This window comes from Gordonia cholesterolivorans (assembly GCF_039531975.1).
In the GTDB taxonomy this organism is placed as follows: Bacteria; Actinomycetota; Actinomycetes; order Mycobacteriales; family Mycobacteriaceae; genus Gordonia; species Gordonia sihwensis.
On sequence record NZ_BAAARB010000002.1, the window covers coordinates 273,895 to 296,342 of the forward strand.

Sequence of the window (22,448 nt, forward strand, 5' to 3'; positions counted from 1 at the left end):
TCAGTGAGAGGTGACGAATATGCTCAGCATCGACGAGCTCGACGTGGAGTTGTTGAAACTGCTCGAGCGGGATGCCCGCCAGGGCGTGGCGAGTCTGTCGACGACTCTCGGGATCTCGAGGAACACGGTGCAGTCGAGGATCCGGCGGCTCGAAGAAGGCGGCTTGATCGCCGGCTACCGTCCACAGATCGACCTGGCGCAGGCGGGTCTGGTGGTGCAGGCCTTCCTCGCGCTGGAGACCGAGCAGGGCAGCCTCACCAGAATCGCGCGCGAGGTCACCGAGATACCGCAGGTGATCGAGGTGCACACGGTGACCGGGCGGGAGGATCTGCTCGTGCGCGTCGCGACAGCCACTCAGCCCGAGCTGCTGGAGCTGATCGAGACCATCGTGGGGTACCCCGGCGTGATCCACTCCACCACCTGGCTCACCTTGACCGAGCCGCTGCCGCGCCGTGCGGTGCCGGCGCTGGCGGAGTTGGCGAAGGGGACGGGTTGGGGTCGATCGACTCCGCCGCGCGCAGGTGGGGGAGGATGAGACGATGCCGTTGGTTGAACACGATGAGCGAGACGCCCGTTCCTTCCTGGTGTTCTGGCTCTGCCGATTGATCGTCAAAACGCTCATGCGCATCATTCCGGCGACGCCCTCCACCCTCCGCCGGCTGGCGGTCCTCGATCAGTGGGCGGCGCGGAACGCCCGCCCGATCCGGGGCGTCTTCGTGACGCCGGAGACGATCGCCGAGGTTCGCGTCGAGCGCATCACGCCGGACGGGATCGAGGATTCGCGGATCGCCGTGCTGTACACGCACGGCGGCGCGTTCCTCGCGGGCGGCCTCGACACCCACCGGCCGATCGCCGCCGCGATCGCGCGGGCGGTCGGAGCGCCGGTGGTCAACGTCGCCTACCGGCAGTGCCCCGAAGTCGGCGTGGGCACGTCGGTGCGCGACGGCTATGCGGTGTACCGCGAGCTGCGGCGGTCGGGCGAGTTCGACGCCGTGGTGGTCGCGGGCGACTCGGCGGGCGGCTACATCGCGGCCAAGATCGTCGAGTACGCCGCGCGGGACGGCCTCGCCCGCCCCGACGCGTACGTCGGGCTGTCGCCGCTGCTCAACCTCTCGCCGGGCGCCGATCGGACGAGCCGTCACGACGCGATGCTGCCGATCAAGAAGATCGAGAAGCTGCGGCAGTTCTACGACCAGGGCCCGGAGGTGCTGGACGGCGAGCTGAACGTGACGCTCGACGCGGTGGCGCGGCTGTTCCCGCCCGCGATCGTCGTCTGCGGTCGCGGCGAGGCGCTGCAGAAGGACGCGATGGACCTGTGCGCCGCCCTCGACCGCGCCGGGGTGACCAACGAACTCCACCTGTACGCCGGTCAGATCCACGCCTTCCCCGCCGCGGTCCCCGGTTCGGCGCAGACCAGGGACGCTGTGGCCAGGGTGGCGGAGTTCGTCCGGCGAGCAGTGGGCGCCGGGCGGGAACGCGCCGACATCGCCTGAGCCGTGCCGCCGACGGCCGGGGTGATTGCCAACCACCGGTTGCTCGGCGACGATGAACGGGTGGACCTCCCGGTGAACCCGCCCGTGCAACCGATGCTGGCCAAGGCGGTCACCGCCGTGCCCGACCAACCCGGCGGCGAGCCGGTGTGGTCGTACGAACCCAAGTGGGACGGCTTCCGGGCCTTGATCTTCCGGGACGGGGACGAGGTCGTGATGTCCTCGCGGGGCGGCAAGGATCTGGCCCGCTATTTTCCGGAGCTGGTCGACGCGGCGCATGCGGTGCTTCCCGAGCGGGTGGTCCTCGACGGCGAGGTCGCCGTCGCCCGGCCCATCGGCGGGGTGAACCGGCTCGACTGGGATTCGCTCTCGCAACGCATCCACCCCGCGGCGTCGCGCGTGGCGAGACTGGCGGAGGAGACACCGGCCGTGTTCATCGGCTTCGACGCCCTGGCCACCGACTCGATGGACCTGACGGCGGAGCGATTCGAGGTCCGGCGCAGCGCGCTGCTGGACGCCGCTGCCGAATCCGGAGACGACCGCATCCAGGTCAGCCGCGTCACCCGGGACTCGGCGGTCGCGACCGATTGGTTCACCGCGTTCGAGGGCGCCGGGCTCGACGGCGTCGTGGGCAAGCGGCTCGACGGCGTCTACGTCCCGGGGAAACGGGAGATGGTCAAGGTCAAGCACAAGCGCACCGCCGACTGCGTGGTGATCGGGTATCGCATTCACAAGTCGGGCACCGGACTCGGGTCGATGCTGCTCGGGCTGTACGCCGAGGGGGAACTGCGGATGGTCGGCGGTTCCAGTGCGTTCTCCGACAAGAAGCGGATCGAACTGCAGGAGATGCTCGAGCCGATGCGGCTCGATCCGGATCGCGTCGCACAAGGCGAGGTGAGCCGCTGGCGCGCGGCCGGCAGCGGCGAGTGGATTCCGATCCGGCCGGAGCTGGTGGCCGAGTTCGCCTACGACCAGATGGAGAATCAGCGATTCCGGCACACGGTGAAGTTCCTCCGGTGGCGCCCCGACCGGGAACCGGAGAGCTGTGGCTACGACCAGCTCGACGTGCCCCTGACCTACGACGTCTTCGACGTTCTCGTGACCGGAGGACAGTGACATGCCGAAACCGAAGCCGGTCCTGCTCGACGTCGACGGGGTCGAGGTGAAGCTGAGCAACCCCGACAAGATCTACTTCCCCGAACTGGGCGAGCACGGCGGTCGCAAGGCCGATCTCGTCGACTATTACCGGAGCGTGGCGCTCGCCGGACCGCTGTTGGGCGCGATCGGCGGGCGCCCGACCTTCCTGCAGCGCTTCCCGGACGGCGTGGACGGTGAGCAGATCTATCAGAAGCACCTGCCGAAGCATCACCCCGATCATGTGCAGTCCACGCGAATCGTGTTCCCGTCCAAGCGGACCGGCGATGCCTTCTGCCCCCGGATCCCGGCCGACGTCGTATGGGCCGCCAACCTCGGGACTGTCACATTCCACACCTGGCCGACGATGGCGCCCGACAACGACCATCCCGATCAGCTTCGGATCGACCTCGATCCGCCGGACGGCAAGGGTTTCGACGACGTCCGCCGGGTGGCGCTCGATCTGGTCAGACCGTTGCTCGACGATCTCGGGATGACCGGGTACGTGAAGACCTCGGGCAGTCGCGGGGTGCACGTCTTCGTACCGATCCGCCCGGAGTGGGATTTCATCGCCACGCGGCGCGCGGTGATCGCGTTCGGTCGCGAACTGGAACGGCGCGACCCCGCCGCCGTGACCCTGTCGTGGTGGAAGGAGGAGCGCGGCGACCGCATCTTCATCGACTACAACCAGAACGCGCGCGACCGGTCGATGGCCTCGCCCTACTCGGTGCGCAAGTCCGCGCGCGCCCGCGTCTCCGCACCGGTGACGTGGGAGGAGTTGGTCGACGTCGATCCCGATGATCTCACCGTCGCCACCGTCCCGGCTCTGGTGGAGCGGCGCGGCGATCCGTGGTCGGGCATCGACGAGCACCACTCGGGGCTCGAGCGCCTGCTCGAGATGGTCGAGCGCGACGAGGCGAACGGTCTCGGCGACATGGTCTACCCGCCGAACTACCCGAAGATGCCGGGCGAACCGCCGCGCGTCCAGCCGAGCAAGAAGGTGGCCGAGCATTGGGATGAGGCGGGGAACCGGGTGGAGTGACCGGCAGTCGGAGCAGCGCTCACGCGAACTCCTCGGCCCTGCGCTTCAGCAGGGCGCGCGGCGAGTATCCGGTCAGTTCGGTGAACTCCCGTGACATGTGGGCCTGGTCGGCGTAACCGCACGATGCGGCCACGTCCACGGCCCGGTGCCCGGACTCCAGCCGTGCGCGGGCGGTCTCGAATCGGGTGAGGCGGGCCGCCTGTTTGGGGCCGATGCCGAACTCTGCGTTGAACATCGCGGTGAGGTGTCGCGCCGACCAGCCCGACGATTCGACCAGTTCGGAAACGGTGACATCACCGCGGCGGCGGGCGATCACCTCCCAGACCGACAATGCGTCCGACCGCGGTGTGTCCTCGGAGACCGTCTCGGCGAGCATCGCGGCGCACACCGCGCCCCGCTCGCCTGCCGGAGTCTGCGCGAGTCGTTCGTGAAGTCGGCGGGCGAACGCGGTGTCGATCTGTGACAGTTCCACCATCTGCCCGGCCAGCTCGCCGGCGGGCATCCCGAGCAGTGCGCGTACCGCCGCCGGCGAGAGGTCGAGCTGCACGCCGCGTTGGACGCCGTTGTGGTGGATCGTGACCGGTCGCAGGTGGATCCCGGCGATACAGCACCGGAAGGTGGTGGTGACCGGGCTGTCGCCGGAACTGAGGACGAGGCCGTCGGCGAGGTCGACGACCAGGGTGGCGCTGGTGCCGGGCAGCCCCAGGTGCTCGCCTGGAGCGCTGCCCGTCACGTCGTAGGGGACGATCCCGACGCCGGTCAGCCCGCGTAGGTTCCGAAGCTCCATGTGTTCCCCTCCGGGTCGGCGACGGAGAACCCTCGTGATCCATAGTCCTCCTCCGCCATGTCGCGGACCAGTCGCGCACCGATCGCCGTCGCCTTCGCGTACACGGCGTCGGGGTCGGTGACGACCACGTAGAGGGAGGCCGATCCGACCGGAGTGGAGAACGTCGTGTCCTTCTTGCACGCGGAGTGGACCATGACCCGTCCTCCGTCGGGCCAGAGCATCTCCGAATGCAGGACCTCGCCGTCGCCGTCGCCCTCCACGAGGATTCCGGGTTCGAAGCCGATGGATTCGAGCCATTCGCGCAGTGCGACGGGGTCGTCGGAGGTGATGCCTGCCCAGATGTTGGTGTCTTTTCTCTCGTTCATGTCTCCAGTGTCGGCCCGTGCGTCGCCGCGTTCTTGAAGAAATCGGCACGCGGTGCAGTCTCGGTCGCGGGACTTAAGCCCCATTCGACCGGAAGTGGACATAGGTTAGGCTCGGCTCATGAACAAGCTCCTTCGGGTGGCCGTGCTGTTCGCCGCCGGCCTGACGGCACTGTCGCTGACCGCATTCTGCGTAGGGACTGCCGACGCCAAGACGTGGAAGCCCGCCATCGAGGTGTTCCTCGCCGACGGGGTCACCCCGGCCGGCGCGACGCGACTGCACCCCGGCGATCAGGTGGTCGTCAAGGGCACCGGCTTCGATCCGCGCGCCAACACCTCCGGTCTTCCGGTTCCGGTCCCGCCGGGCGTGCCGCACGGGACGTTCGTGACCTTCGGTGCGTTCGCGCCGGATTGGCGGCCGTCGCAGGGAGCTCCCGAATCGTCGCGGACCACCGTCCGAGCCCAGACCAAGTGGGTGCTCTCGCGCGACGCGCTCGACCGGGTGCCCGACGTTCCGTTCGACATGCGCCGCACCGTCCGGCAGCAGTGGGTGCCGCTGAGCCGCAGCGGCGAGTTCACCGCCCGCATCACGCTGGCCACGCCGAAGACCTCGCCGGCCGGCGGCCGCTGGGGCATCTACACCTTCGGTGCTGCGGACGCGGTGAACGCGGCCCAGGAGCTGTCGGTGCCGCTCGACTATTCGACGCAGCCGGGCCCGAACACGCCTCAGCCCGCACCGAAGAACCTGGTGTGGGCGTATTCGCCGAGCTTCGCGCAGACCGTCCGCGGCACCACCTCGGGTGCGCTGTCGGGGAGCGGCGGCGCGGGGGTGGACGACGCGGGAGCGATGTCGTTCGCGCTCGCCGAGAACACGGTCCGCAACGGGCGGGGAGAACTGCGGTACCGCGGAACCGTCGTCGCGTCCACGAAGTTCCACCTGCTCGAGATCGCGCTCGCCGATCCGATCATCCGTGTCGACGGCACCCGCGCGGTGCTGAGCATGCGCACGTCCACCACCGACATGAACGGTGACGACGTTCTGCGGCGTGTCGATGTCGCCGATCTGACGCTCACGCGGTCGCAGGTGGAGCGGCTCTCGCGCGGTGAGGACGTCACGGCGATCGCCGCCGCCTTCCGCTCGGGGATCACTCCCGTCTCCCTCGCCGCGCTGTCGCTGGGGCAGGCGTCGCCGGTGACCGTGCGGTTCTGACGGCGGATCGGCGGCCTCGACACCGCTCGCGGATCGCCGAGCCCAAGTAAGCTCGCCGTGTGAGCGCCGAACCGGGCGACCGCCCGTCCCCGAACGACCCGTCGTGGGCCGCAGCACAGGTCCATCCGGGCGTTCGCGCGGCCGCCGCGTGGACCTGGCGTCTGTTGATCCTCGCCGCGGGGCTGTACGCGCTCGGCAAGCTCTTCCTCTTCGCACAGGAGGTCTTCGTCCCGGTCGCCGTCGCGATCCTGCTCTCGGCGCTCCTCGTGCCGTTGGTGGGATGGCTTGAGCGGCACCGGATCCCGCGATCAGTGGGGGTTCTCACCGCGGTGGTCGCGACCTTCGCGATCATCGCCGCCGGACTCACCTTCGTCGTTCAGCAGCTGATCGTGGGCATCCCTCGGATGTCGGGCGACATCGCCGATTCCATCTCCAAGACCCGCAACTGGCTCGAGACCGGGCCGCTGCACATGGACTCGGAGAACCTGCGCAACGTCAGCAACGACATGATCGACTGGCTCAAGGCTCACGAGGCCAGCATCGCGACCGGAGCCCTCGACACCGCAACCGTCGCCACCAAACTGGTGACGGCCGCACTGCTGACGGTCTTCCTGCTGATCTTCTTCCTGTACGACGGCCACCGCATCTGGGAGTTCGTGACGAGGATCGTGCCGTCGGCGCACCGGGAGCACGTGCGCGGGGCGGGCGACGCCGGCTACCGGACGCTGCAGTCGTACGTCCGCGCGACGGTGCTGGTGGCGTTCATCGACGCCGTGTTCATCGGCATCGGCCTGGCGATCCTGCGGGTGCCGATGGTGATGCCGTTGATGGCGCTGATCTTCCTCGGCGCGTTCATCCCGATCGTCGGATCGGTCGCCGCGGGATCGCTCGCGGTCCTCGTCGCGCTGGCCACGCACGGCTGGTTCACCGCGGTGCTGGTGGTGGTCGTGCTGATCGTCGTGATGCAGGTGGAAGGGCATGTGCTGCAGCCCTTCCTGCTCGGGCGTTCGGTGAAGCTGCACCCCGTGGCGGTGATCCTGGTGATCGCGATCGGCCTGATGGTCGCGGGAATCGTCGGCGGCCTGCTCGCCGTCCCGCTGCTGGCCTTCGCGAACACCGCGGTGAGTTTCCGGCCCCAGGAGGGCCTCGATCAGGACTGGCTCCTGGAGGAGCCCGTCGACGTCTCCGGAGGGGAGAATCCATGAGCTACACGGTCGCAGACCTCATCGTCGACACCATCGCGGCAGCCGGGGTGCGACGGATCTACGGCATCCCGGGTGACTCGCTGAACGGCTTCACCGACGTCCTGCGGACGTCGAAGGACGTGACATGGACGCATGTGCGTCACGAAGAGGGGGCCGCTTTCGCGGCGGCGGGTGAGGCCGCGATCACCGGCGGGCTCGCGGTGTGCGCCGGCAGCTGCGGTCCGGGAAACCTCCATCTCGTCAACGGCCTGTACGACGCGCATCGGTCGCGGGTGCCGGTACTGGCGATCGCGGCGCAGATCCCGGCGGGCAATGTGGGGACGCGGTACTTCCAGGAGACTCATCCCGAGCAGATCTTCGCCGAATGCAGTTCTTTCTGCGAGACGCTGAGCACCGTCGACCAGCTGCCCTACCTTCTCGACATCGCCGTCCGCACGGCGGTGGAGGAGCGAGGCGTGTCGGTCCTGGTGATTCCGGGCGAACTGTTCCTGAAGAAGATCGACAGGCCGGACCGTGTGTCCCGGATTCGGGCGGCGGGCACCGTGATGCGCCCGGACGACGAGTCGCTGCAGCTCGCCGGCGTCCGGCTCAACGAGTCCGAGCGCGTGACGATCCTCGCCGGCGCCGGAGTTGCGGGTGCCCACGACGAGCTCGTGGCGCTGGCCGAGGCGTTGCGGGCGCCGATCGTGCATGCGCTGCGCGGCAAGGAGTTCGTGGAGTACGACAATCCCTACGACGTCGGCATGACCGGCTTGCTCGGCTTCTCGTCGGGTTACCGCGCCATCGAGCACTGCGACACGCTGTTGATGATCGGCACCGACTTCCCGTACTCCCAGTTCCTGCCGTCGAAGGCGTACACGATTCAGCTCGACGTCCGCGGCAGCCAGATCGGTCGGCGCTGCCGTGTGGATCTCCCGCTCATCGGATCCGCGGCCGACACACTGCCCCTGCTGACAGCGCTCATCTCCGGCGGCCGCAGCGACGAGCACTTGACCACGGCACTCGACCACTATGCGCGCACTCGCGCCGGGCTTGACGAATTGGCGACGTCGTCCGCCGACGGCGATCCGATCCATCCGCAGTACCTGACGAAGCTGCTGTCGGAGATGGCCGCCGACGACGCAGTCTTCGTCCCGGACGTCGGGTCGCCGGTGGTCTGGGCGGCCCGCTACCTGAAGATGAACGGCCGGCGTCGTCTCATCGGATCGTTCAACCACGGATCGATGGCCAACGCGCTGTCGCAGAGTGTGGGAGTCTCGGCGGTCGACCCCGCGCGTCAGGTGATCGCGATGGCCGGTGACGGCGGGCTGGCGATGCTCCTCGGCGAGCTGTTGACGCTGGTCCAGAATTCGCTGCCGGTCAAGGTGGTCGTCTTCGACAATTCGTCGCTCAACTTCGTGGAGCTGGAGATGAAGGCGGCGGGCTTCGTCACGTTCGGCACCGATCTGGAGAATCCGGACTTCGCTGCGCTGGCCGAGTCGGTGGGGATCTGGGGCCGCCGCGTCACCGATGCCTCGGCCCTGCCAGCCGCGGTGCGCGACTTCCTGGCGCACGACGGCCCCGCCGTCCTCGACGTCACCACCGCGCGGCAGGAACTGTCGATTCCGCCCGCGATCTCCGCCGCTCAGGCGAAGGGCTTCGCGCTGTACGCGCTGCGGACCGTGATGTCCGGCCGCGGCGACGAACTGGTCGACCTCGCCGAGACGAACCTGCTCAAGCGGCTCTTCTGAGCTAGCACGAGAATCTTGTCGAGTTGAGTACCTGAGAGGGTGCCGACTCGACAGGATTCTGCGCGCGAAATTCAAGTGGTCCCCTGCCCGGAAACGGGCAGGGGACCACATCTGCGGAGGATAGGGGATTCGAACCCCTGAGGGCTGTTAACCCAACCCGCGTTCCAGGCGAGCGCCATAGGCCACTAGGCGAATCCTCCAGGCAGAACGATCGTAGCGGGTGGGGTGCATGGAACCCAAAACGACCCGCTACACTGTTCTACGGATCCCGCGCGGCGTGCATCCTGTGAACTCCCCCAGGGCCGGAAGGCAGCAAGGGTCAACGGGCTCTCTCGGGTGCGCGGGGTCCGCTTAACTTTTTTCGCGCGTTACATCTGCAGCCGCCGCGAGGCCGCGTCTGTGGGAGAGGTTCACGTTGAACTTTCACTCGATGAGTGTCGACCAACTCCGCACCACCCAAGACGATCTGCGAAAGCGCTACGAGGTCCTCCGGGCAGCCGGACTCAAGCTCGATCTGACACGCGGCAAGCCGGCCCCCGACCAGCTCGACCTCTCCAACGAGATGCTGTCGCTGCCGGGGCAGACGTACACCAGCCCGGACGGCACCGACTGCCGCAACTACGGTGGCGTCACCGGTCTGCCAGGACTCCGTGCGATCTTCGGCGAACTGCTCGGCACCGGCGCCGACCGCACCCTTGCCCTCGGCAACGCCAGCCTGCAGATCATGCACGACATCACGGTGCACTCACTGCTCGGCGGAAACCCCGACTCCGACAAGCCGTGGTCGGCCGAGCCGATCAAGTTCCTCTGCCCGGCTCCCGGCTACGACCGCCACTTCGGCATCACCGAGCGGTACGGCATCGAGATGATCACCGTCCCGATGAACCCCGACGGCCCCGACGTCGATGCCTGCGCGGCGCTGACCGCCGCCGATCCGTCGATCAAGGGCATGTGGCTGGTCCCGACCTACTCGAACCCCACCGGGTACTCGGTGTCGGAGGAGGTCGCGCGCAAGCTGGTCGCGATGCCCGCCGCCGCCGACTTCCGCATCTACTGGGACAACGCATACGCGGTGCACACGCTGGTCGAACGCGCACCCGAACCGCTGCCGATCCTGGATCTGGCCGCCGAGGCCGGCAACCCGAACCGCGTCTACGTCTTCGGGTCCACCAGCAAGATCACCTTCGCCGGCGCCGGCGTGGCGTTCTTCGCGTCGTCGAAGACCAACCTCGACTGGTTCACAAAGAACGTCAGCGTCTCGACCATCGGTCCGGACAAGCTCAACCAGCTGCGGCACCTGATGTTCCTGCGCGACGCCGACGGCGTGCGTGAACTGATGGCCCGGCACCGCGAGCTCATCGCACCCAAGTTCGCGAAGGTGCTGGAGATCCTCGAGGACCGGCTCGCCGACAGCAAGATCGCCTCATGGACTCACCCCGAGGGCGGCTACTTCATCAGCCTGGACGTCATCGACGGCACCGCGAAACGCACCATCGAGCTGGCGAAGGATGCCGGCATCGCGCTGACGGCCGCCGGATCCACCTTCCCGTACAAGAAGGATCCGCGCGACGAGAACATCCGTCTCGCCCCGACCTTCCCGTCGATCGACGAGCTCGCCACCGCAATGGACGGCGTCGCCACCTGCGCGCTGCTCGCCGCGACCGAGGTGCTGCTGGGCTCCGAGTAGCGACTCCCGGTGAAGCTCGAACGGTCGACGCCGGCGGTCGTCGGATTCCTCCTCGCCGGGCTGCTCTCGGTCTGGGCACAGCACTCCCTGATCCCCTTCACCGAGCCGTACTGGGGGCTGTTCCAGAACTTCCTCGATCTCGACGTGTACCGGGCGGGCGCCCAGGTGGTGCTCGACGGCGGTGATCTCTACCAGGCCAAGCTGCTCGGCCAGATGGACTTCACCTATGCGCCGCTGTCGGTGGTTCTCTTCGCTCCCTTCGCGTGGATGGCGGCGGGCCCGGCGCACCTGGTCTGGACCATCGCGATCTTCGTCGCGCTGTATCTGGTGGTGGTGCTCGGGTTCAAGAGTCTCGGACACGAGGTCACCTGGCGGCTGCGTGCGATCGCGGTGTCGATCGTGCTGCTGAGCGCGCTGCTCGAGCCGGTACGGTCGACCATCTGGTTCGGACAGATCAACGTCTTCCTGATGCTGCTGGTGATCGCCGATCTGGCGCGGCCCGAGGGCAGCCGGCTTCGGGGCGTCGGCGCCGGTATCGCCGCGGGCATCAAGCTGACACCGCTGATGTTCGGTGCGTACCTCCTGGCGATCCGGCAATGGCGGACCGCGGCGCGCATGGCCGCCGGCTTCGCGGCGTCGGTGGTGCTCGGGTTCGCCCTCATGCCGTCGGCGTCGAAGGACTTCTGGTTCGGCACGATGTTCGACTCCGACCGGGTCTCCTCGCCGCAGACCTATGGCAACCAGTCCATTCGCGGCGCGATCGCCAATTTCACCCACACCGACCACCCGAGCACCCTGCTGTGGCTGGTGCTCTCCGCCGCGCTGGTGCTGCTGGCGGGCCGTGCCTGCGTCCTGGCGCATCGGCACGGTCAGGAACTGCTGGCGCTCTCCATCGTCGGGATGACCTCGTGCGCGGTTTCCCCGGTCGCGTGGTCGCACCACTGGGTGTGGCTGGTCCCATTGCTGGTCGTCGCGATCCACCAGATCGCCGAACGGATCCCCGGCCCGGGCGCCTTCGCGCTGGCCGCGCTCGCCCTCGGCGGGTTCGCATCCGCGATCGCCTGGCGGACGCACTTCGCCTTCCCGATGTGGTACGCCAACCGCAGCGTGGAAGAGGCGTACCTGACGGGCCTGTTCTTCAAGCACCCCCCGCCGTTCGATTGGTTCACCACCCAGCCGTTGACACTGATCCTCGTCGTCACCTCGGTGGTGACGATCGTGGCGTATCGACGGCCCGGACCCGGGCGACCGGCGCCCGCGGCCGGCCGGTCGTGAGCGCCGGCACGGCTGTCGGGGCTCGCCGGTAGTCTTGCGTCGTGGCTCTCTATCGCACCTATCGCCCGGCAACCTTCGCCGAAGTCGTCGGCCAGGAGCACGTCACCGCGCCTCTGAGCCGAGCCCTCGATACCGGCCGCATCAATCACGCCTATCTCTTCTCCGGTCCGCGCGGCTGCGGCAAGACCTCGTCGGCCCGCATCCTGGCCCGCTCACTCAACTGTGAGCAGGGCCCGACGTCGACCCCGTGCGGCACGTGCTCGTCCTGCGTCTCGCTCGGTCCCGGCGGACCGGGCAATCTCGACGTGGTGGAGCTCGACGCGGCCAGCCACGGCGGCGTGGACGACACCCGCGATCTCCGCGACCGCGCGTTCTACGCGCCGGCCGAGTCGCGCTATCGCGTCTTCATCATCGACGAGGCGCACATGGTGTCGTCGGCCGGCTTCAACGCGCTCCTGAAGATCGTCGAGGAGCCGCCGGAGCACTTGATCTTCATCTTCGCGACCACCGAGCCGGAGAAGGTGCTGACGACCATCAAGTCGCGGACGCACCACTATCCGTTCCGTCTGCTCGCGCCGCCGGTGATGCGCGGTCTGTTGGAGAACATCTGCGCCAAGGAGGGCGTGGTGGTGGCGCCCGAGGTGTATCCGCTGGTGATTCGCGCCGGCGGCGGCTCCCCGCGCGACAGCCTCAGCATCCTCGATCAGCTCCTCGCCGGTGCGGGTGACGAGGGCGTCACCTACGACCGCGCGCTCGCCCTGCTCGGTGTCACCGACTCGGCGCTGATCGACGCCGCGGTGGAGGCCCTCGCGGCGGGCGACGGCGCAGCGTTGTTCGGCGTCGTCGAGCGGGTGGTCGACGCCGGGCACGATCCGCGACGCTTCGCGATCGATCTGCTCGACCGTTTCCGCGACCTCATCCTGGTGCAGGCGGTGCCGGACGCCACCGAGCGCGGGCTGGTGGAGGCCCCCGAGGATCAACTGGCCGCGATGCGCGAGGCCGCGGCCGAACTGGGGCCCGCGACTCTGACGAGGTACGCCGAGGTGGCGCACACCGCGCTCGGCGAGATGCGCGGCACCACGTCGCCGCGCCTGTTGCTGGAGGTGATGTGCGCCCGTCTGCTTCTGCCTGCGGCCTCGGCCGACGACGCTGCGCTGCTGCAGCGAATCGAGACGCTGGAACGGCGTCCCGCGGGAGCATCCGCCCCGGGCTCCGTGCCCGTCGCGGTGACGGACGCTCCCGCCGCCCCCGCCGCGGACGAGCCCGCACCGCGCTTCGTCCGGCCTTCGCAGCGCAAGGCCGTCGAAGAAGCGCGTGCGGCCGTCGACACGGCCGATGCGCCTGCGCCGGCATCCGAGCCCCGCGCGCCTGAGCCTCCCGCTCCGCGGCCGAGCACGCCCGCACCCGAACCCAGCGCACCCGAACCCAGCACTCCCGCCCCCGAGTCCGCTGAGGCGCCGCGCGCCGAGGAGCCCGCGGTCTCGGCTCCCCATCCGCCGGAGGTGTCTGATCCACGGGCTCCGGAGCCGCCGCAGCAGCGCGAGCCCGTCGGACGCGAGCACACGCAGCGCGAACAGGTGCAGCGCTCCGCCGCGGACGAGGAGATCCCGCCACCGCCCGAACCGCCGATGGACGCCGATCAGCTCCCGCCGGCGGACGAGCCGCACCAGCCCGATCCCGCGTCCGAACCGGCCCCCGAACCGGAACCGCAGGCCCCGACAGGACTCACGGTGGACGCCGTCTCGGCTCGGTGGCCGGACATCCGTGCGGCTGTGCGGACGCAGAGCACCGTCCTCGAAGCGATGCTCTCGGCCGCTTTCGTACATCAGGTCGACGGCACCCAGGTGGTGCTCGGACATCCGCATCCCGCGCTGGTGGGACGCCTGTCCGACGATCGCGGACTGCGTGCCCTGACCGCCGCGGTGGTCGAGGTCTTCGGCGAGGGCTTCAGCGTCGCCGTCGTGCACGCCCAGCCCGGGTCGGCACCGGCGGCGGCGCCGACCCCGCAGCGCACCCCGGAACGGGAACAGCCCCGCCGTCAGACGTACACCCGGCCGAGCCGGCCACGGTCGGAGCAGACGCACGGTGAGCAACCGGCCCCGCCGCCCGCGCCGGAGGAACCCGAACCGGAGCCGCCGGTGCCCGACGAGGAGCTGACCGACGCCGAACGTGACGAGATGGTGGCGCAGGCCCAGTCGGGGACCCCGGACGACCGTCTCGACCCCGACCAGGTGGCCCTGGAACTGCTCAAGTCGGAGCTCGGCGCTCGGCCGGTCGAGTAGCCGCGCGTAGACGAATCCCCGACCCGCCGACTACTCGGCCGCGCAGGCCGGACGGCGAATCGGGGATTCGTTCACGAACTCGGACCTACGGCTGCCACCAGGGACGCAGCGGTAGATTCGTGGTTCCGTCGAGCTGCATCTTGGTCGCCAGGACGTGGTGCAGCTGCACGATGTCCCGTTCGAAGCCGATGCGGCATCCCGCCATGTACAGCCCCCACAGGCGGGCGGTGCCTTCGCCGACCTCGGCGACCGCCTCGTCCCAGTTCGCGACGAGGTTGGCGTTCCAGTCGCGCAGCGTCATCGCGTAGTGGTGGCGGAAGTTCTCCTCGTGCAGCACTTCGAGGCGCGAGACGTCCTGCATCTTCGAGATGATGGTGCCCGATCCCGTGAGTTCGCCGTCGGGGAACACGTAGCGGTCGATGAACGGGCCGGCCTTGCTCCGCGAACGGTTGTCGGGGCGGGTGATCGAATGGTTCAGGATGAGGCCGCCGGTGCGGACCTTGTCGCGCATGAATCCGAAGTACTTCGGGTAGTTGGCGACGCCGATGTGCTCGGTGAGTCCGATCGACGAGATGGCGTCGAAACCCGTTTCGGTGACGTCGCGGTAGTCGCTGAAGCGGACCTCCGCGAACTTCGACAGCCCCTGCTCCTCGATCGCCTGCTGCGCCCACTTGGCCTGCTCGCTGGAGAGGGTCACTCCCAGTGCGTGGACGCCCTGGCGCGCGGCGTACCGGACCATCCCGCCCCAGCCGCAGCCGATGTCCAGGAGACGGTCGCCGGGCTGCAGGTTCAGCTTGTCGAAGATCAGCCGGTACTTGTTCTCCTGTGCCTCCTCGAGGGTGGCGTCGGCGTTCGGGTACACCGCGCAGGTGTAGGTCATCGATTCACCGAGCACCAGCTCGTAGAAGCGGTTCGAGACGTCGTAGTGGTAGTGGATGGCCTCGGCGTCACGCTCGCGGCTGTGTCGCAGCCCCTCGGCGAACCGGCGCCAACGGGGCAGGCTCTCCTGCGGGGGCGGCGGGATCAGCTTGAAATGCTCGAGCCCGATGGCCCTCGCCACCTGAGCCATCTCCAGCGGGCTCGGCTTGGAGAACTTCAGATCGGCGGCCAGTGCCTGCAGTGCGCTGTACGGGTCGCCGGGATGCGCGCCGATCAGCTCGAGGTCGCCGGAGACGTAGGCCCGGGCGAGCCCGAGGTCGCCGGGCGCCGTCACGAGGTACGTGGTGCCGCGCGAGGTCTTGAGATTCAGCCCGTACTCGGCGTCCTCGGGTCCCGCGGTGCTGCCGTCGTATGCCGTGATCCGTACGGCGAGATCGTCGCCGACGAGGGTTTCGAAGATCTGGGCCAGCTTCATGCGCGTTTCACCGCTTTCTCGTAAAGGCCGAGCAGACGGCCGCGGGGATCGTAGCGACGCTTGAGATCGTCGTACGCCTCGCCGCCGTAGAGGTCGTCGAATTCTTCCGAGCCGTAGAAGGATTCGGAGTAGAGGGACTTGTGTCCGCCCAGCTCGCTGACTTTCTGCTCGATGATCCGGTTGGTGTGCCCGGGCCGGCCGGGGGTGACGGGCACCCCGGACCAGAACCCGATGTTGACGTAGAACTTCCCGCGCTCCAACGGATACAGGGTCCACGGCTGGACGGTCTCGTCGTCGCCGGCGACGGCGATCGGCGACGGCTCGGCCAGTTTGAGCGGACAGAGCCAGATCGGTTCGATCGGGATCTCGTCCAGGAACCAGTCGACGAAATCGGCCGTTCGCTCGATCGGGACCTCGATGTCCTGAACCACCCGCTCGGTGGGCGGCAGACCTTTGACGGCGTTCAGCTTGTCGCCGATGTTCCACCGCTGGTCGTATCCGATCAGCTTCCAGTAGAAGCTGCTGCGCAGGTACTTGGCGGGCCAGAACCGGCGGATGCGCGGATTCTGGGCACCGAATGCGCGGGAGCACCAGAACCAGTCGGTGTCCCAGCGCCAGAGATAGTCACGGATGGTCAGCCGATCGCGTTTGGGTTCGGCGCCGTCGTGCTGGATGGATCGGTAGAAGATGTTCGCGTCGGTGTAGTCGCTCACCGGGCCGGGCTCGTCGGTCTGCCGTCCGAGCACGGCGTACGCCTCGTCGGAGGTGAAGACGACCCCGTCGAGATAGTCGACGCGCTCGCCGCGGTATTCGCGGTCGGTCGCGACCCGGTCGAGCAGATCCTGGAGCTCGCGGGTGCTGTGCACGCGAACGTGACGCAACTCGACGAAGGGCGGAACCGGTTCGAGCCTGATCTTGAGTCGGACCGAATACCCAAGCGTCCCATAGGAATTGGGGAATCCGAAGAACAGGTCGCGGTGCTCGTTGTCGGGTGTCGCGACGATCAGTTCGCCCGATCCGGTCAGGATCTCCATCTCGAGCACCGACTCGTGCGGGAGACCGTTGCGGAACGAGGTGCTCTCGATACCGAGCCCGGTGACGGCGCCGCCGAGGGTGATCGTCTTGAGCTGCGGGACCACCAGGGGCACGAGTCCGTACGGCAGAGTCGCATCCACGAGGTCCTCGTAGGTGCACATCCCCGCGACCTGCGCGGTCTGTTCCTCGGGATCGACCGAGATCACGCGATGCAGTTCGGAGACGTCGAGACCCGGAGCGGACGTCTCGGCCCTCTTGCGGAACAGATTCGACGTCTTCTTCGCCAGTCGCACAGTGGCGCCGTCGGGGATAGCTCGGTAGCTGTCGAGAAGTTTCTGCTTGCCGCGCGCGAAGGCGGCATCGTCGTACTCGGATGCGTTCAAAGCCACATTCCTACCGTAGCCTGATCGCCGTACGGTGAACGAAGTGAATCGGACCCAAGACGAGTTCAGAAGGAGCCTTCCGACGTGGGACAGCTAACAGCCAGCGCAGCAATCCAGATCAACGCAGCTCCCGAGGCCGTCAGTGCGGCCCTGGCCGACTACGCGAACGTGCGCGAGGGCATTCTTCCCGAGAACTACCGCGACTATCGCGTCGACGAGGGCGGCAACGGTTCGGGAACGGTGGTCCACTGGATTCTGCAGGCCACCGAGAAGCGCAAGCGCGACGTGCTGGCCGACGTGACGGTCGCGGGCGACACGATCACCGAGACCGATCGCAATTCGACGATGGTCACCACCTACCGCGTCACTGCCGAGGGCACCGGCTCGCGCGTCGAGACCACGACGAGTTGGAAGGGCGCGGGCGGCATCGGCGGGTTCTTCGAGAAGACCTTCGCCCCGAAGGGACTCAACCGCATCCAGACGGCCCTTCTCACCAATCTCAAGCAGCGTCTCGAGAGCTGAGCTGAGCCGCAGGGGACGCCGCCGCGTCAAACCGCTGACCGCCCGGGACGGCATCGATGCCACCCGGGTGGTTCTGCGTCTGCCGGACGGCCCCGGCGGGTGGTCGGTGCGTGAGGCGCTCCTCGCGGCTCCGGTCCTGACCGGCGTCACTGCGGCCGATCTGGAGTTGCGGTCGCGCACCGGTGAACTGGTCGACGCCGACGGCCGTCCGGTCGATCTCGATGCGCCGGTGCTCCGACCGGTTCCGGTGTACCTGTACCGCGACCCGCCGCGGGAGCCGCCGGTGCCCTTCGACATGCCGATCCTGCACCTGGACGACGATCTCGTGGTGGTCGACAAACCGCACTTCCTCGCCACGATGCCGCGCGGAGCGCATGTGGCGCAGACGGCGCTGGTGCGGTTGCGTCGCGAACTCGGCTCCGACGACGTGGCCCCGGCACACCGGCTCGACCGGTTGACGGCGGGCGTGCTGCTGTTCACGCGCCGCCGCGAGGTGCGGGCCGCCTATCAGGAACTCTTCGCGCAGCGGCGCGTTCGCAAAGAGTATCGGGCGATCGCGCCGGCGGACGACGCTCTGGCCGGCGGCGTGCGGATCGAGAACCGGATCGTCAAGACCGCGGGCGACCTGCGTGCCCGCGTCGTCGAGGGCGAGGTGAACGCGATCAGCGACATCGAACTGTCGACCCGGCTCGGCGACGGGCTGGCCGAATACCGTCTGGCGCCGCACACCGGCCGCACCCACCAGCTCAGGATGCACATGGCTCAGCTCGGCGTCCCGATCGTCGGCGATCCGCTGTACCCCGAGGTCGACGCCGACCTGGCGGCCGCACCGGATCGTGGTGACTTCTCCCGGCCCCTCCGGCTCGTCGCCGCGGCACTGGAGTTCACCGATCCGTTCAGCGGTGAGCGCCGGGAGTTCCGCACCGCCCGCTGAGCGGCGAGCGCAGGGGTCTCCGGCGCGTATCCTCGCGGTCGTGGCGATCATCGGATCCTTCGAACGGCACCCGGACCTCGGCTGCGAGGGTGTGGTGTTCCTCGACGAGGACTCGGACGCCTGCTTCCAGTTGCTGCGCGATCTCCCCGGTGGTCCCCGGGCCGGTGGATACTGTGTGACCACGGGCGCGAGCGCCCCGGTGTACGGGGGCGTCGTGCAGTGGCGCCGCGTCGGTGACGACCGTTTCGAGTTCGCGCTCGCACCGCGAGCGGCTCGACTCTTCGGCGACGAGGTGCTGTCGTTCCGCGTGGTACCGGGTTCGGGCACCACGGTCGCCGAACTCGCCGAACACGTCGAGCGTCTCCTGGCCGGTCCCGGCGACTACCCTGGGAGTCGTGACTGACGCATTCGACCCCAGTGCGCTGTTCGGCGGCGCCGGCGGCGACAACCCGATGGCCGGGCTGATGGCCCAGGTTCAGCAGATGCAGACCCAGATGGAGACGGCGCACGCGGAGATCTCCGCGACGTCGGTGGTGGGGTCGGCGGGCAACGGACTGGTGACGGTGACCGGTGACGGCGCCGGGACGGTCTCCGCCGTCGAGATCTCGCCGGAGGTGGTCGATCCCGCGGACGTCGAGACGTTGCAGGATCTGATCGTCGGTGCGTTCGCCGACTTCGTGGCTCAGCGCGATGCCCTGGTCGCGGAGAAGATGGGGCCGCTGGCGGGCGGCGGACTGCCCGGCCTGGGCTGACGGACTGGCGCATGTACGAAGGCCCGATCCAGGATCTGATCGACCAGCTCGCGAAACTTCCCGGGCTGGGTCCCAAGGGTGCTCAGCGGATCGCCTTCCACCTGCTCGCGGGCGAGAACGTGGAGATCGACCGGCTGATCGCCGCCCTCGGACACGTGCGCGACGACGTCACCTTCTGCGTCGAGTGCGGCAACGTCGCCGCCGATCGGCTGTGCCGCATCTGCGGCGACCCCCGCCGGGACGTCACGAAGATCTGCGTGGTCGAGGAGCCGAAGGACATCTACGCGATCGAGCGGACCAAGGAGTTCGACGGCCGCTACCACGTCCTCGGCGGTGCGCTCGACCCGCTGTCCGGCATCGGCCCCGACCAGCTCCGGATCCGCGAACTGCTGCGTCGTCTGGGCGACCAGCCCGACGGCCAGGACGTCTCCGAGATCATCGTCGCGACCGATCCCAACACCGAGGGCGAGGCGACGGCGACATATCTGCTGCGCATGCTCAAAGACTTCCCCGGGCTGTCCGTGACCCGTCTGGCGTCGGGACTTCCGATGGGCGGCGACCTCGAGTTCGCCGACGAACTGACCCTCGGCCGCGCGCTGTCCGGTCGGCGCATCCTGGTCTGAGCGTTGGCCGACGACCACCTTCCACCGGCGGAGCGCGATCCCTCACCGCAGGACTGGGCGTGGCTGGCCGACGAGATCGCGGTCCGCGGAGGGCTGACCGACGCCATGGTGGCGATCGACGGTCCGTCGGGGGCGGGCAAGAGCACGTTCGCAGCGCAGCTCGTCCGTGCGCTCGCCGAGCGCGGCCGCGCCTCAGTGCTGGTCAGCACCGACGACTACGCGACGTGGGACGACCCCGCCTCGTGGTGGCCGGAACTGGTTCACGATGTGATCCGCGCCTACGAACGGCGTCACGACTACTTCTATCGGCCCCGGGTCTGGGTGGACGGCCGACCGGAGGTGGGGCCGGAGGTCTGGATGCGGTGGCAGCCGATTCTGATCGTCGAGGGCGTGACGTCGGCGCGGCGCTGCACGGCCGATCGTTTCACGCATCGGTTCTGGATCGACGGTCCTCCCGCCGCCGACCGGTTGCGCCGAACCGTGCAGCGTGACGGCGAGGCCGAACGCGATCATCTGGCCCGGTGGCAGGACTTCGAGGAGGGCTGGTTCGCGGTCGACGACACGCGGGCGAGGTGCCGGGTGCTCGGTTAGCGAGCGGCGGCGAGCCGTTCCCGGCGCAGCCGGTCCACCTGCGGCAGGTCGAGAGGCTCCAGTTCCGTGCCGACCGCCTTCGACAGCAGATAGTCGGCCAGTTCGGGATTTCGTGCGAGGACCGGGCCGTGCATGTAGGTGCTGACGACACTGCCTTGCACGGCGCCTTCCACCCCGGCGCCGGCGCCGTTGCCGACACCGTGGCGGACCCGGCCCAGCGGTGCGGCCGCGGCGCCCAGGGAGGTCGCGCCGCGGTGGTTCTCGAACCCGGAGAGCGGTTGGCTGAGACCGTCGATGATCGGTGCGGTCACGAGCTCGCCGATCGCCCGGGACTGCCTCGGAGAGGTGGTGAGGTCGAGCATGCTGATCCCCGCGACGCGCTCGCCCGCAGCGGTCTCGTACCAGTGACCCAGCACTTGGATCGCCGCGCAGATCGCGAGCACCGGGCGTCCGGCGTCCGCCGCGCGCTGCAGCCCCGGATACCGCTGCAGATGACGGGTGGCGAGCCGCTGGGCGTAATCCTCGGCGCCGCCGAGGGTGTAGACGTCGAGCGACTCGGGTACCTCGTCGTCGAGCGTGATCGAGACGATCTCGGCGTCGATGCCTCTCATGCGCGCACGCTGTCGCAGGACGAGGGCGTTTCCGCCGTCGCCGTAGGTGCCCATCACATCGGGAAGCACCAGACCGATCCGCAGGGTCGATTCGCTCATCGGGCGTTGTCCTCCACAGTGTTCTCGACCGGCCGGGCTCCGGCGCGTTCCAGTGCGACGCCGAGGTCGCGGAATGCGGTGTAGTTTGCGAGCACTTCCACTCGGCCCGGTGGGCAGGCGGCGATCGCCGCGAACGGATCGTCGGTCACGGTGTGCTCGGCGCCCGCGTACAGCAGACGCACCGAGAGGTCGGCGGCGCGCTCGCCCGAGGCGACCACCTCGACCTGCTCGAACTCTTCGAAGCGCACGTCCCAGAGCCACGAGAGGTCTTCCCCGTCGGGGACCTGCCCGTTCACCGCGATCACCAGACTGTCGGCGTCGGTGTCGATCATCGCCAGGGCCTCCTGCCAGCCGGCCGGATTCTTCGCCAGCAGGGTCCTGATCCGATGGTCGCCCAGCTGCACGGTCCCGTATCGGCCGGCCACTTCGCCGACGGTGCCGACGGCCGCGACGGCGTCCGCGGGGTCGGCGCCCATCGCGACGGCGGTCGCGACGGCCTGGGTGGCGTTGCCGCGATTGGCCCGGCCCGGCACCCTCAACGCCATCGGTGCGACGAACCCGTCCGGGCCGTAGATCTTGTCGTCGTCGAACCACCACTGCGGGGCCGGGCGCCGGAAGCGCTCGTCGCCGGTCGAGTACCAGTCCTCACCGTGGCGCACGATCGGCTCTCCCGACCGCGGGCAGCTCACCGAGTCGCCCACCCAGCCGGCCCCCGCGGCCACCCACACCACGTTCGGAGCGTCGAAGGCCGCCGAGGTGACGAGCACGTCGTCGCAGTTCGCGACCACCACCGCGTCCGGGTGGCGGGCGATTCCCCCGCGCAGACTCTGCTCGATGATGTTGATCTCGCCGACGCGGTCGAGCTGGTCGCGGGAGAGGTTCAACAGGGTGAAGACACGCGGCGACGTGTTGTCGGCGACGTGGGCCACGTGCAGTTCGTCCACTTCCAGCGCGGCGACCGGGGCGTCGGGCTGGAGGCTGAGCGTCGCGATGATGCCCGCGTCCATGTTGGCGCCGTCGGCCTGGGTCGCCACTTCGCCGAGCCCGGCGAGGGCGGCGGCGGTCATGCGGGTGGTCGTCGACTTGCCGTTGGTTCCGGTGATCAGCGCGATCTCGCGGCCGGCGGCGAGCCGGAGCATGATGCGCGGATCGATCTTCTCAGCGACGAGGCCGCCGATCATCGAGCCCTTCCCACGGCCGGCGGCACGCGAGGCCCAGCGGGCCGCGGCAGCGGCGGTGAGTGCCACGCGAGTGCGGACGGGCGGGCGCGGACGGTCAGGGATGCGGCGGGCTTCCGACATTCCACGAGTTTCCCATATCCGGGGAGCACGATCGCCCGG

At 68.9% G+C, this 22,448-nt stretch carries 22 protein-coding genes, 1 tRNA gene and 1 other RNA gene; 17 read left to right on the plus strand and 7 right to left on the minus strand.

The genetic code is table 11. The features are described 5' to 3' along the window. Window positions 1–19 precede the first annotated feature (19 nt). From ABFX36_RS02960 to ABFX36_RS02975, 4 genes are read left to right on the plus strand one after another with little or no spacing between them, the layout of a single operon-like run. Window positions 20–535, plus strand: coding sequence for an Lrp/AsnC family transcriptional regulator (locus ABFX36_RS02960; RefSeq protein WP_006897420.1), 516 nt, complete (start codon window positions 20–22; stop codon window positions 533–535). Window positions 536–539: 4 nt separating this feature from the next. Then, window positions 540–1,493, plus strand: a complete 954-nt coding sequence (locus ABFX36_RS02965) for an alpha/beta hydrolase (RefSeq protein ID WP_346074825.1) — start codon at window positions 540–542, stop codon at window positions 1,491–1,493. Between the two features lie 60 nt (window positions 1,494–1,553). Beyond that, a complete protein-coding gene (locus tag ABFX36_RS02970; RefSeq protein WP_006897418.1) occupies window positions 1,554–2,606 on the plus strand; it encodes an ATP-dependent DNA ligase in 1,053 nt (350 codons plus the stop codon). A 1-nt stretch (window position 2,607) separates the two neighbouring features. Next, window positions 2,608–3,666 carry a DNA polymerase domain-containing protein gene (locus tag ABFX36_RS02975; RefSeq protein ID WP_006897417.1) on the plus strand — a complete coding sequence of 353 codons (1,059 nt, stop codon included), beginning with the start codon at window positions 2,608–2,610 and terminating at the stop codon, window positions 3,664–3,666. Window positions 3,667–3,685: 19 nt separating this feature from the next. Here ABFX36_RS02975 and ABFX36_RS02980 read toward each other — a convergent pair whose 3' ends face one another. Both ABFX36_RS02980 and ABFX36_RS02985 read right to left on the minus strand, forming a co-directional pair. Then, entirely contained in the window at window positions 3,686–4,453 is a 768-nt protein-coding gene (locus tag ABFX36_RS02980; protein WP_346074828.1) for a helix-turn-helix domain-containing protein, read from the minus strand. After that, a complete protein-coding gene (locus tag ABFX36_RS02985; protein WP_006897415.1) occupies window positions 4,426–4,818 on the minus strand; it encodes a VOC family protein in 393 nt (130 codons plus the stop codon). The genes ABFX36_RS02980 and ABFX36_RS02985 overlap by 28 nt, the downstream gene beginning before the upstream one ends. A gap of 118 nt (window positions 4,819–4,936) precedes the next feature. Between ABFX36_RS02985 and ABFX36_RS02990 the strand changes: the two genes are divergently transcribed. Genes ABFX36_RS02990 through poxB form a run of 3 tightly spaced genes read left to right on the plus strand, consistent with a single transcriptional unit; the run spans window position 4,937 to window position 8,960 of the window. Then, a complete protein-coding gene (locus ABFX36_RS02990) occupies window positions 4,937–6,025 on the plus strand; it encodes an HtaA domain-containing protein (protein WP_045539234.1) in 1,089 nt (362 codons plus the stop codon). A gap of 59 nt (window positions 6,026–6,084) precedes the next feature. Then, window positions 6,085–7,230: an AI-2E family transporter gene (locus ABFX36_RS02995; protein WP_006897413.1), complete on the plus strand. Its 1,146-nt coding sequence runs from the start codon at window positions 6,085–6,087 to the stop codon at window positions 7,228–7,230. Further along, window positions 7,227–8,960 carry a ubiquinone-dependent pyruvate dehydrogenase gene (gene poxB / locus ABFX36_RS03000; protein WP_045539236.1) on the plus strand — a complete coding sequence of 578 codons (1,734 nt, stop codon included), beginning with the start codon at window positions 7,227–7,229 and terminating at the stop codon, window positions 8,958–8,960. Before ABFX36_RS02995 ends, poxB begins: the two co-directional genes overlap by 4 nt. Before the next feature lie 114 nt (window positions 8,961–9,074). Here the strand turns inward: poxB and ABFX36_RS03005 are convergent. Beyond that, window positions 9,075–9,160: transfer RNA gene (locus ABFX36_RS03005), tRNA-Ser, on the minus strand. Between the two features lie 59 nt (window positions 9,161–9,219). Here ABFX36_RS03005 and ffs point away from each other — a divergent pair. The 4 genes from ffs to ABFX36_RS03025 all read left to right on the plus strand — a co-directional run bounded on the left by ffs (window position 9,220) and on the right by ABFX36_RS03025 (window position 14,204). Further along, window positions 9,220–9,316: signal recognition particle sRNA small type (ffs, locus tag ABFX36_RS03010), an RNA gene on the plus strand. A gap of 59 nt (window positions 9,317–9,375) precedes the next feature. After that, entirely contained in the window at window positions 9,376–10,647 is a 1,272-nt protein-coding gene (locus tag ABFX36_RS03015; RefSeq protein ID WP_006897411.1) for an aspartate aminotransferase type Ic, read from the plus strand. Window positions 10,648–10,656: 9 nt separating this feature from the next. After that, window positions 10,657–11,922 carry a glycosyltransferase 87 family protein gene (locus ABFX36_RS03020; RefSeq protein WP_006897410.1) on the plus strand — a complete coding sequence of 422 codons (1,266 nt, stop codon included), beginning with the start codon at window positions 10,657–10,659 and terminating at the stop codon, window positions 11,920–11,922. 41 nt (window positions 11,923–11,963) lie between these two features. Beyond that, entirely contained in the window at window positions 11,964–14,204 is a 2,241-nt protein-coding gene (locus ABFX36_RS03025; protein ID WP_346074834.1) for a DNA polymerase III subunit gamma and tau, read from the plus strand. 85 nt (window positions 14,205–14,289) lie between these two features. On the opposite strand, the gene ABFX36_RS03030 is transcribed toward ABFX36_RS03025, so the two are convergent. Together ABFX36_RS03030 and ABFX36_RS03035 are read right to left on the minus strand one after the other, a co-directional pair. Then, window positions 14,290–15,558: a class I SAM-dependent methyltransferase gene (locus ABFX36_RS03030; RefSeq protein ID WP_006897408.1), complete on the minus strand. Its 1,269-nt coding sequence runs from the start codon at window positions 15,556–15,558 to the stop codon at window positions 14,290–14,292. Then, the gene (locus ABFX36_RS03035) at window positions 15,555–16,976 is read right to left on the minus strand and encodes an FAD-binding oxidoreductase (RefSeq protein ID WP_045540206.1); all 1,422 of its coding nucleotides are present in this window, start codon (window positions 16,974–16,976) and stop codon (window positions 15,555–15,557) included. The genes ABFX36_RS03030 and ABFX36_RS03035 overlap by 4 nt, the downstream gene beginning before the upstream one ends. Before the next feature lie 84 nt (window positions 16,977–17,060). On the opposite strand from ABFX36_RS03035, the gene ABFX36_RS03040 reads away from it, so the two are divergent. The 6 genes from ABFX36_RS03040 to ABFX36_RS03065 all read left to right on the plus strand — a co-directional run bounded on the left by ABFX36_RS03040 (window position 17,061) and on the right by ABFX36_RS03065 (window position 20,398). Continuing rightward, entirely contained in the window at window positions 17,061–17,498 is a 438-nt protein-coding gene (locus ABFX36_RS03040; protein WP_062366369.1) for an SRPBCC family protein, read from the plus strand. A 67-nt stretch (window positions 17,499–17,565) separates the two neighbouring features. Beyond that, entirely contained in the window at window positions 17,566–18,432 is an 867-nt protein-coding gene (locus ABFX36_RS03045; protein ID WP_006897405.1) for a pseudouridine synthase, read from the plus strand. 40 nt (window positions 18,433–18,472) lie between these two features. Then, entirely contained in the window at window positions 18,473–18,835 is a 363-nt protein-coding gene (locus ABFX36_RS03050) for a hypothetical protein (protein ID WP_346074838.1), read from the plus strand. Continuing rightward, a complete protein-coding gene (locus ABFX36_RS03055; protein WP_006897403.1) occupies window positions 18,828–19,184 on the plus strand; it encodes a YbaB/EbfC family nucleoid-associated protein in 357 nt (118 codons plus the stop codon). The genes ABFX36_RS03050 and ABFX36_RS03055 overlap by 8 nt, the downstream gene beginning before the upstream one ends. 11 nt (window positions 19,185–19,195) lie before the next feature. After that, the gene (recR, locus tag ABFX36_RS03060; protein ID WP_006897402.1) at window positions 19,196–19,807 is read left to right on the plus strand and encodes a recombination mediator RecR; all 612 of its coding nucleotides are present in this window, start codon (window positions 19,196–19,198) and stop codon (window positions 19,805–19,807) included. 3 nt (window positions 19,808–19,810) lie between these two features. Then, window positions 19,811–20,398, plus strand: a complete 588-nt coding sequence (locus ABFX36_RS03065) for a uridine kinase family protein (protein WP_006897401.1) — start codon at window positions 19,811–19,813, stop codon at window positions 20,396–20,398. Here ABFX36_RS03065 and ABFX36_RS03070 read toward each other — a convergent pair. Both ABFX36_RS03070 and ABFX36_RS03075 read right to left on the minus strand, forming a co-directional pair. Continuing rightward, a complete protein-coding gene (locus ABFX36_RS03070; protein WP_062366371.1) occupies window positions 20,395–21,108 on the minus strand; it encodes a type 1 glutamine amidotransferase in 714 nt (237 codons plus the stop codon). The two genes, ABFX36_RS03065 and ABFX36_RS03070, sit on opposite strands and share 4 nt — an antisense overlap. Continuing rightward, window positions 21,105–22,409: a MurT ligase domain-containing protein gene (locus ABFX36_RS03075; protein ID WP_062366373.1), complete on the minus strand. Its 1,305-nt coding sequence runs from the start codon at window positions 22,407–22,409 to the stop codon at window positions 21,105–21,107. Before ABFX36_RS03075 ends, ABFX36_RS03070 begins: the two co-directional genes overlap by 4 nt. Window positions 22,410–22,448: the final 39 nt, after the last annotated feature.

What these genes read in the sequence shown, in the direction of transcription:
- ABFX36_RS02960 (WP_006897420.1), top strand. Translation starts at nt 20, where the DNA reads ATGCTCAGCATCGACGAGCTCGACGTGGAGTTGTTGAAACTGCTCGAG.
- ABFX36_RS02965 (WP_346074825.1), top strand. Translation starts at nt 540, where the DNA reads ATGCCGTTGGTTGAACACGATGAGCGAGACGCCCGTTCCTTCCTGGTG.
- ABFX36_RS02975 (WP_006897417.1), top strand. Translation starts at nt 2,608, where the DNA reads ATGCCGAAACCGAAGCCGGTCCTGCTCGACGTCGACGGGGTCGAGGTG.
- ABFX36_RS02980 (WP_346074828.1), bottom strand. Translation starts at nt 4,453, where the DNA reads ATGGAGCTTCGGAACCTACGCGGGCTGACCGGCGTCGGGATCGTCCCC.
- ABFX36_RS02985 (WP_006897415.1), bottom strand. Translation starts at nt 4,818, where the DNA reads ATGAACGAGAGAAAAGACACCAACATCTGGGCAGGCATCACCTCCGAC.
- ABFX36_RS02990 (WP_045539234.1), top strand. Translation starts at nt 4,937, where the DNA reads ATGAACAAGCTCCTTCGGGTGGCCGTGCTGTTCGCCGCCGGCCTGACG.
- poxB (WP_045539236.1), top strand. Translation starts at nt 7,227, where the DNA reads ATGAGCTACACGGTCGCAGACCTCATCGTCGACACCATCGCGGCAGCC.
- ABFX36_RS03030 (WP_006897408.1), bottom strand. Translation starts at nt 15,558, where the DNA reads ATGAAGCTGGCCCAGATCTTCGAAACCCTCGTCGGCGACGATCTCGCC.
- recR (WP_006897402.1), top strand. Translation starts at nt 19,196, where the DNA reads ATGTACGAAGGCCCGATCCAGGATCTGATCGACCAGCTCGCGAAACTT.
- ABFX36_RS03070 (WP_062366371.1), bottom strand. Translation starts at nt 21,108, where the DNA reads ATGAGCGAATCGACCCTGCGGATCGGTCTGGTGCTTCCCGATGTGATG.
- ABFX36_RS03075 (WP_062366373.1), bottom strand. Translation starts at nt 22,409, where the DNA reads ATGTCGGAAGCCCGCCGCATCCCTGACCGTCCGCGCCCGCCCGTCCGC.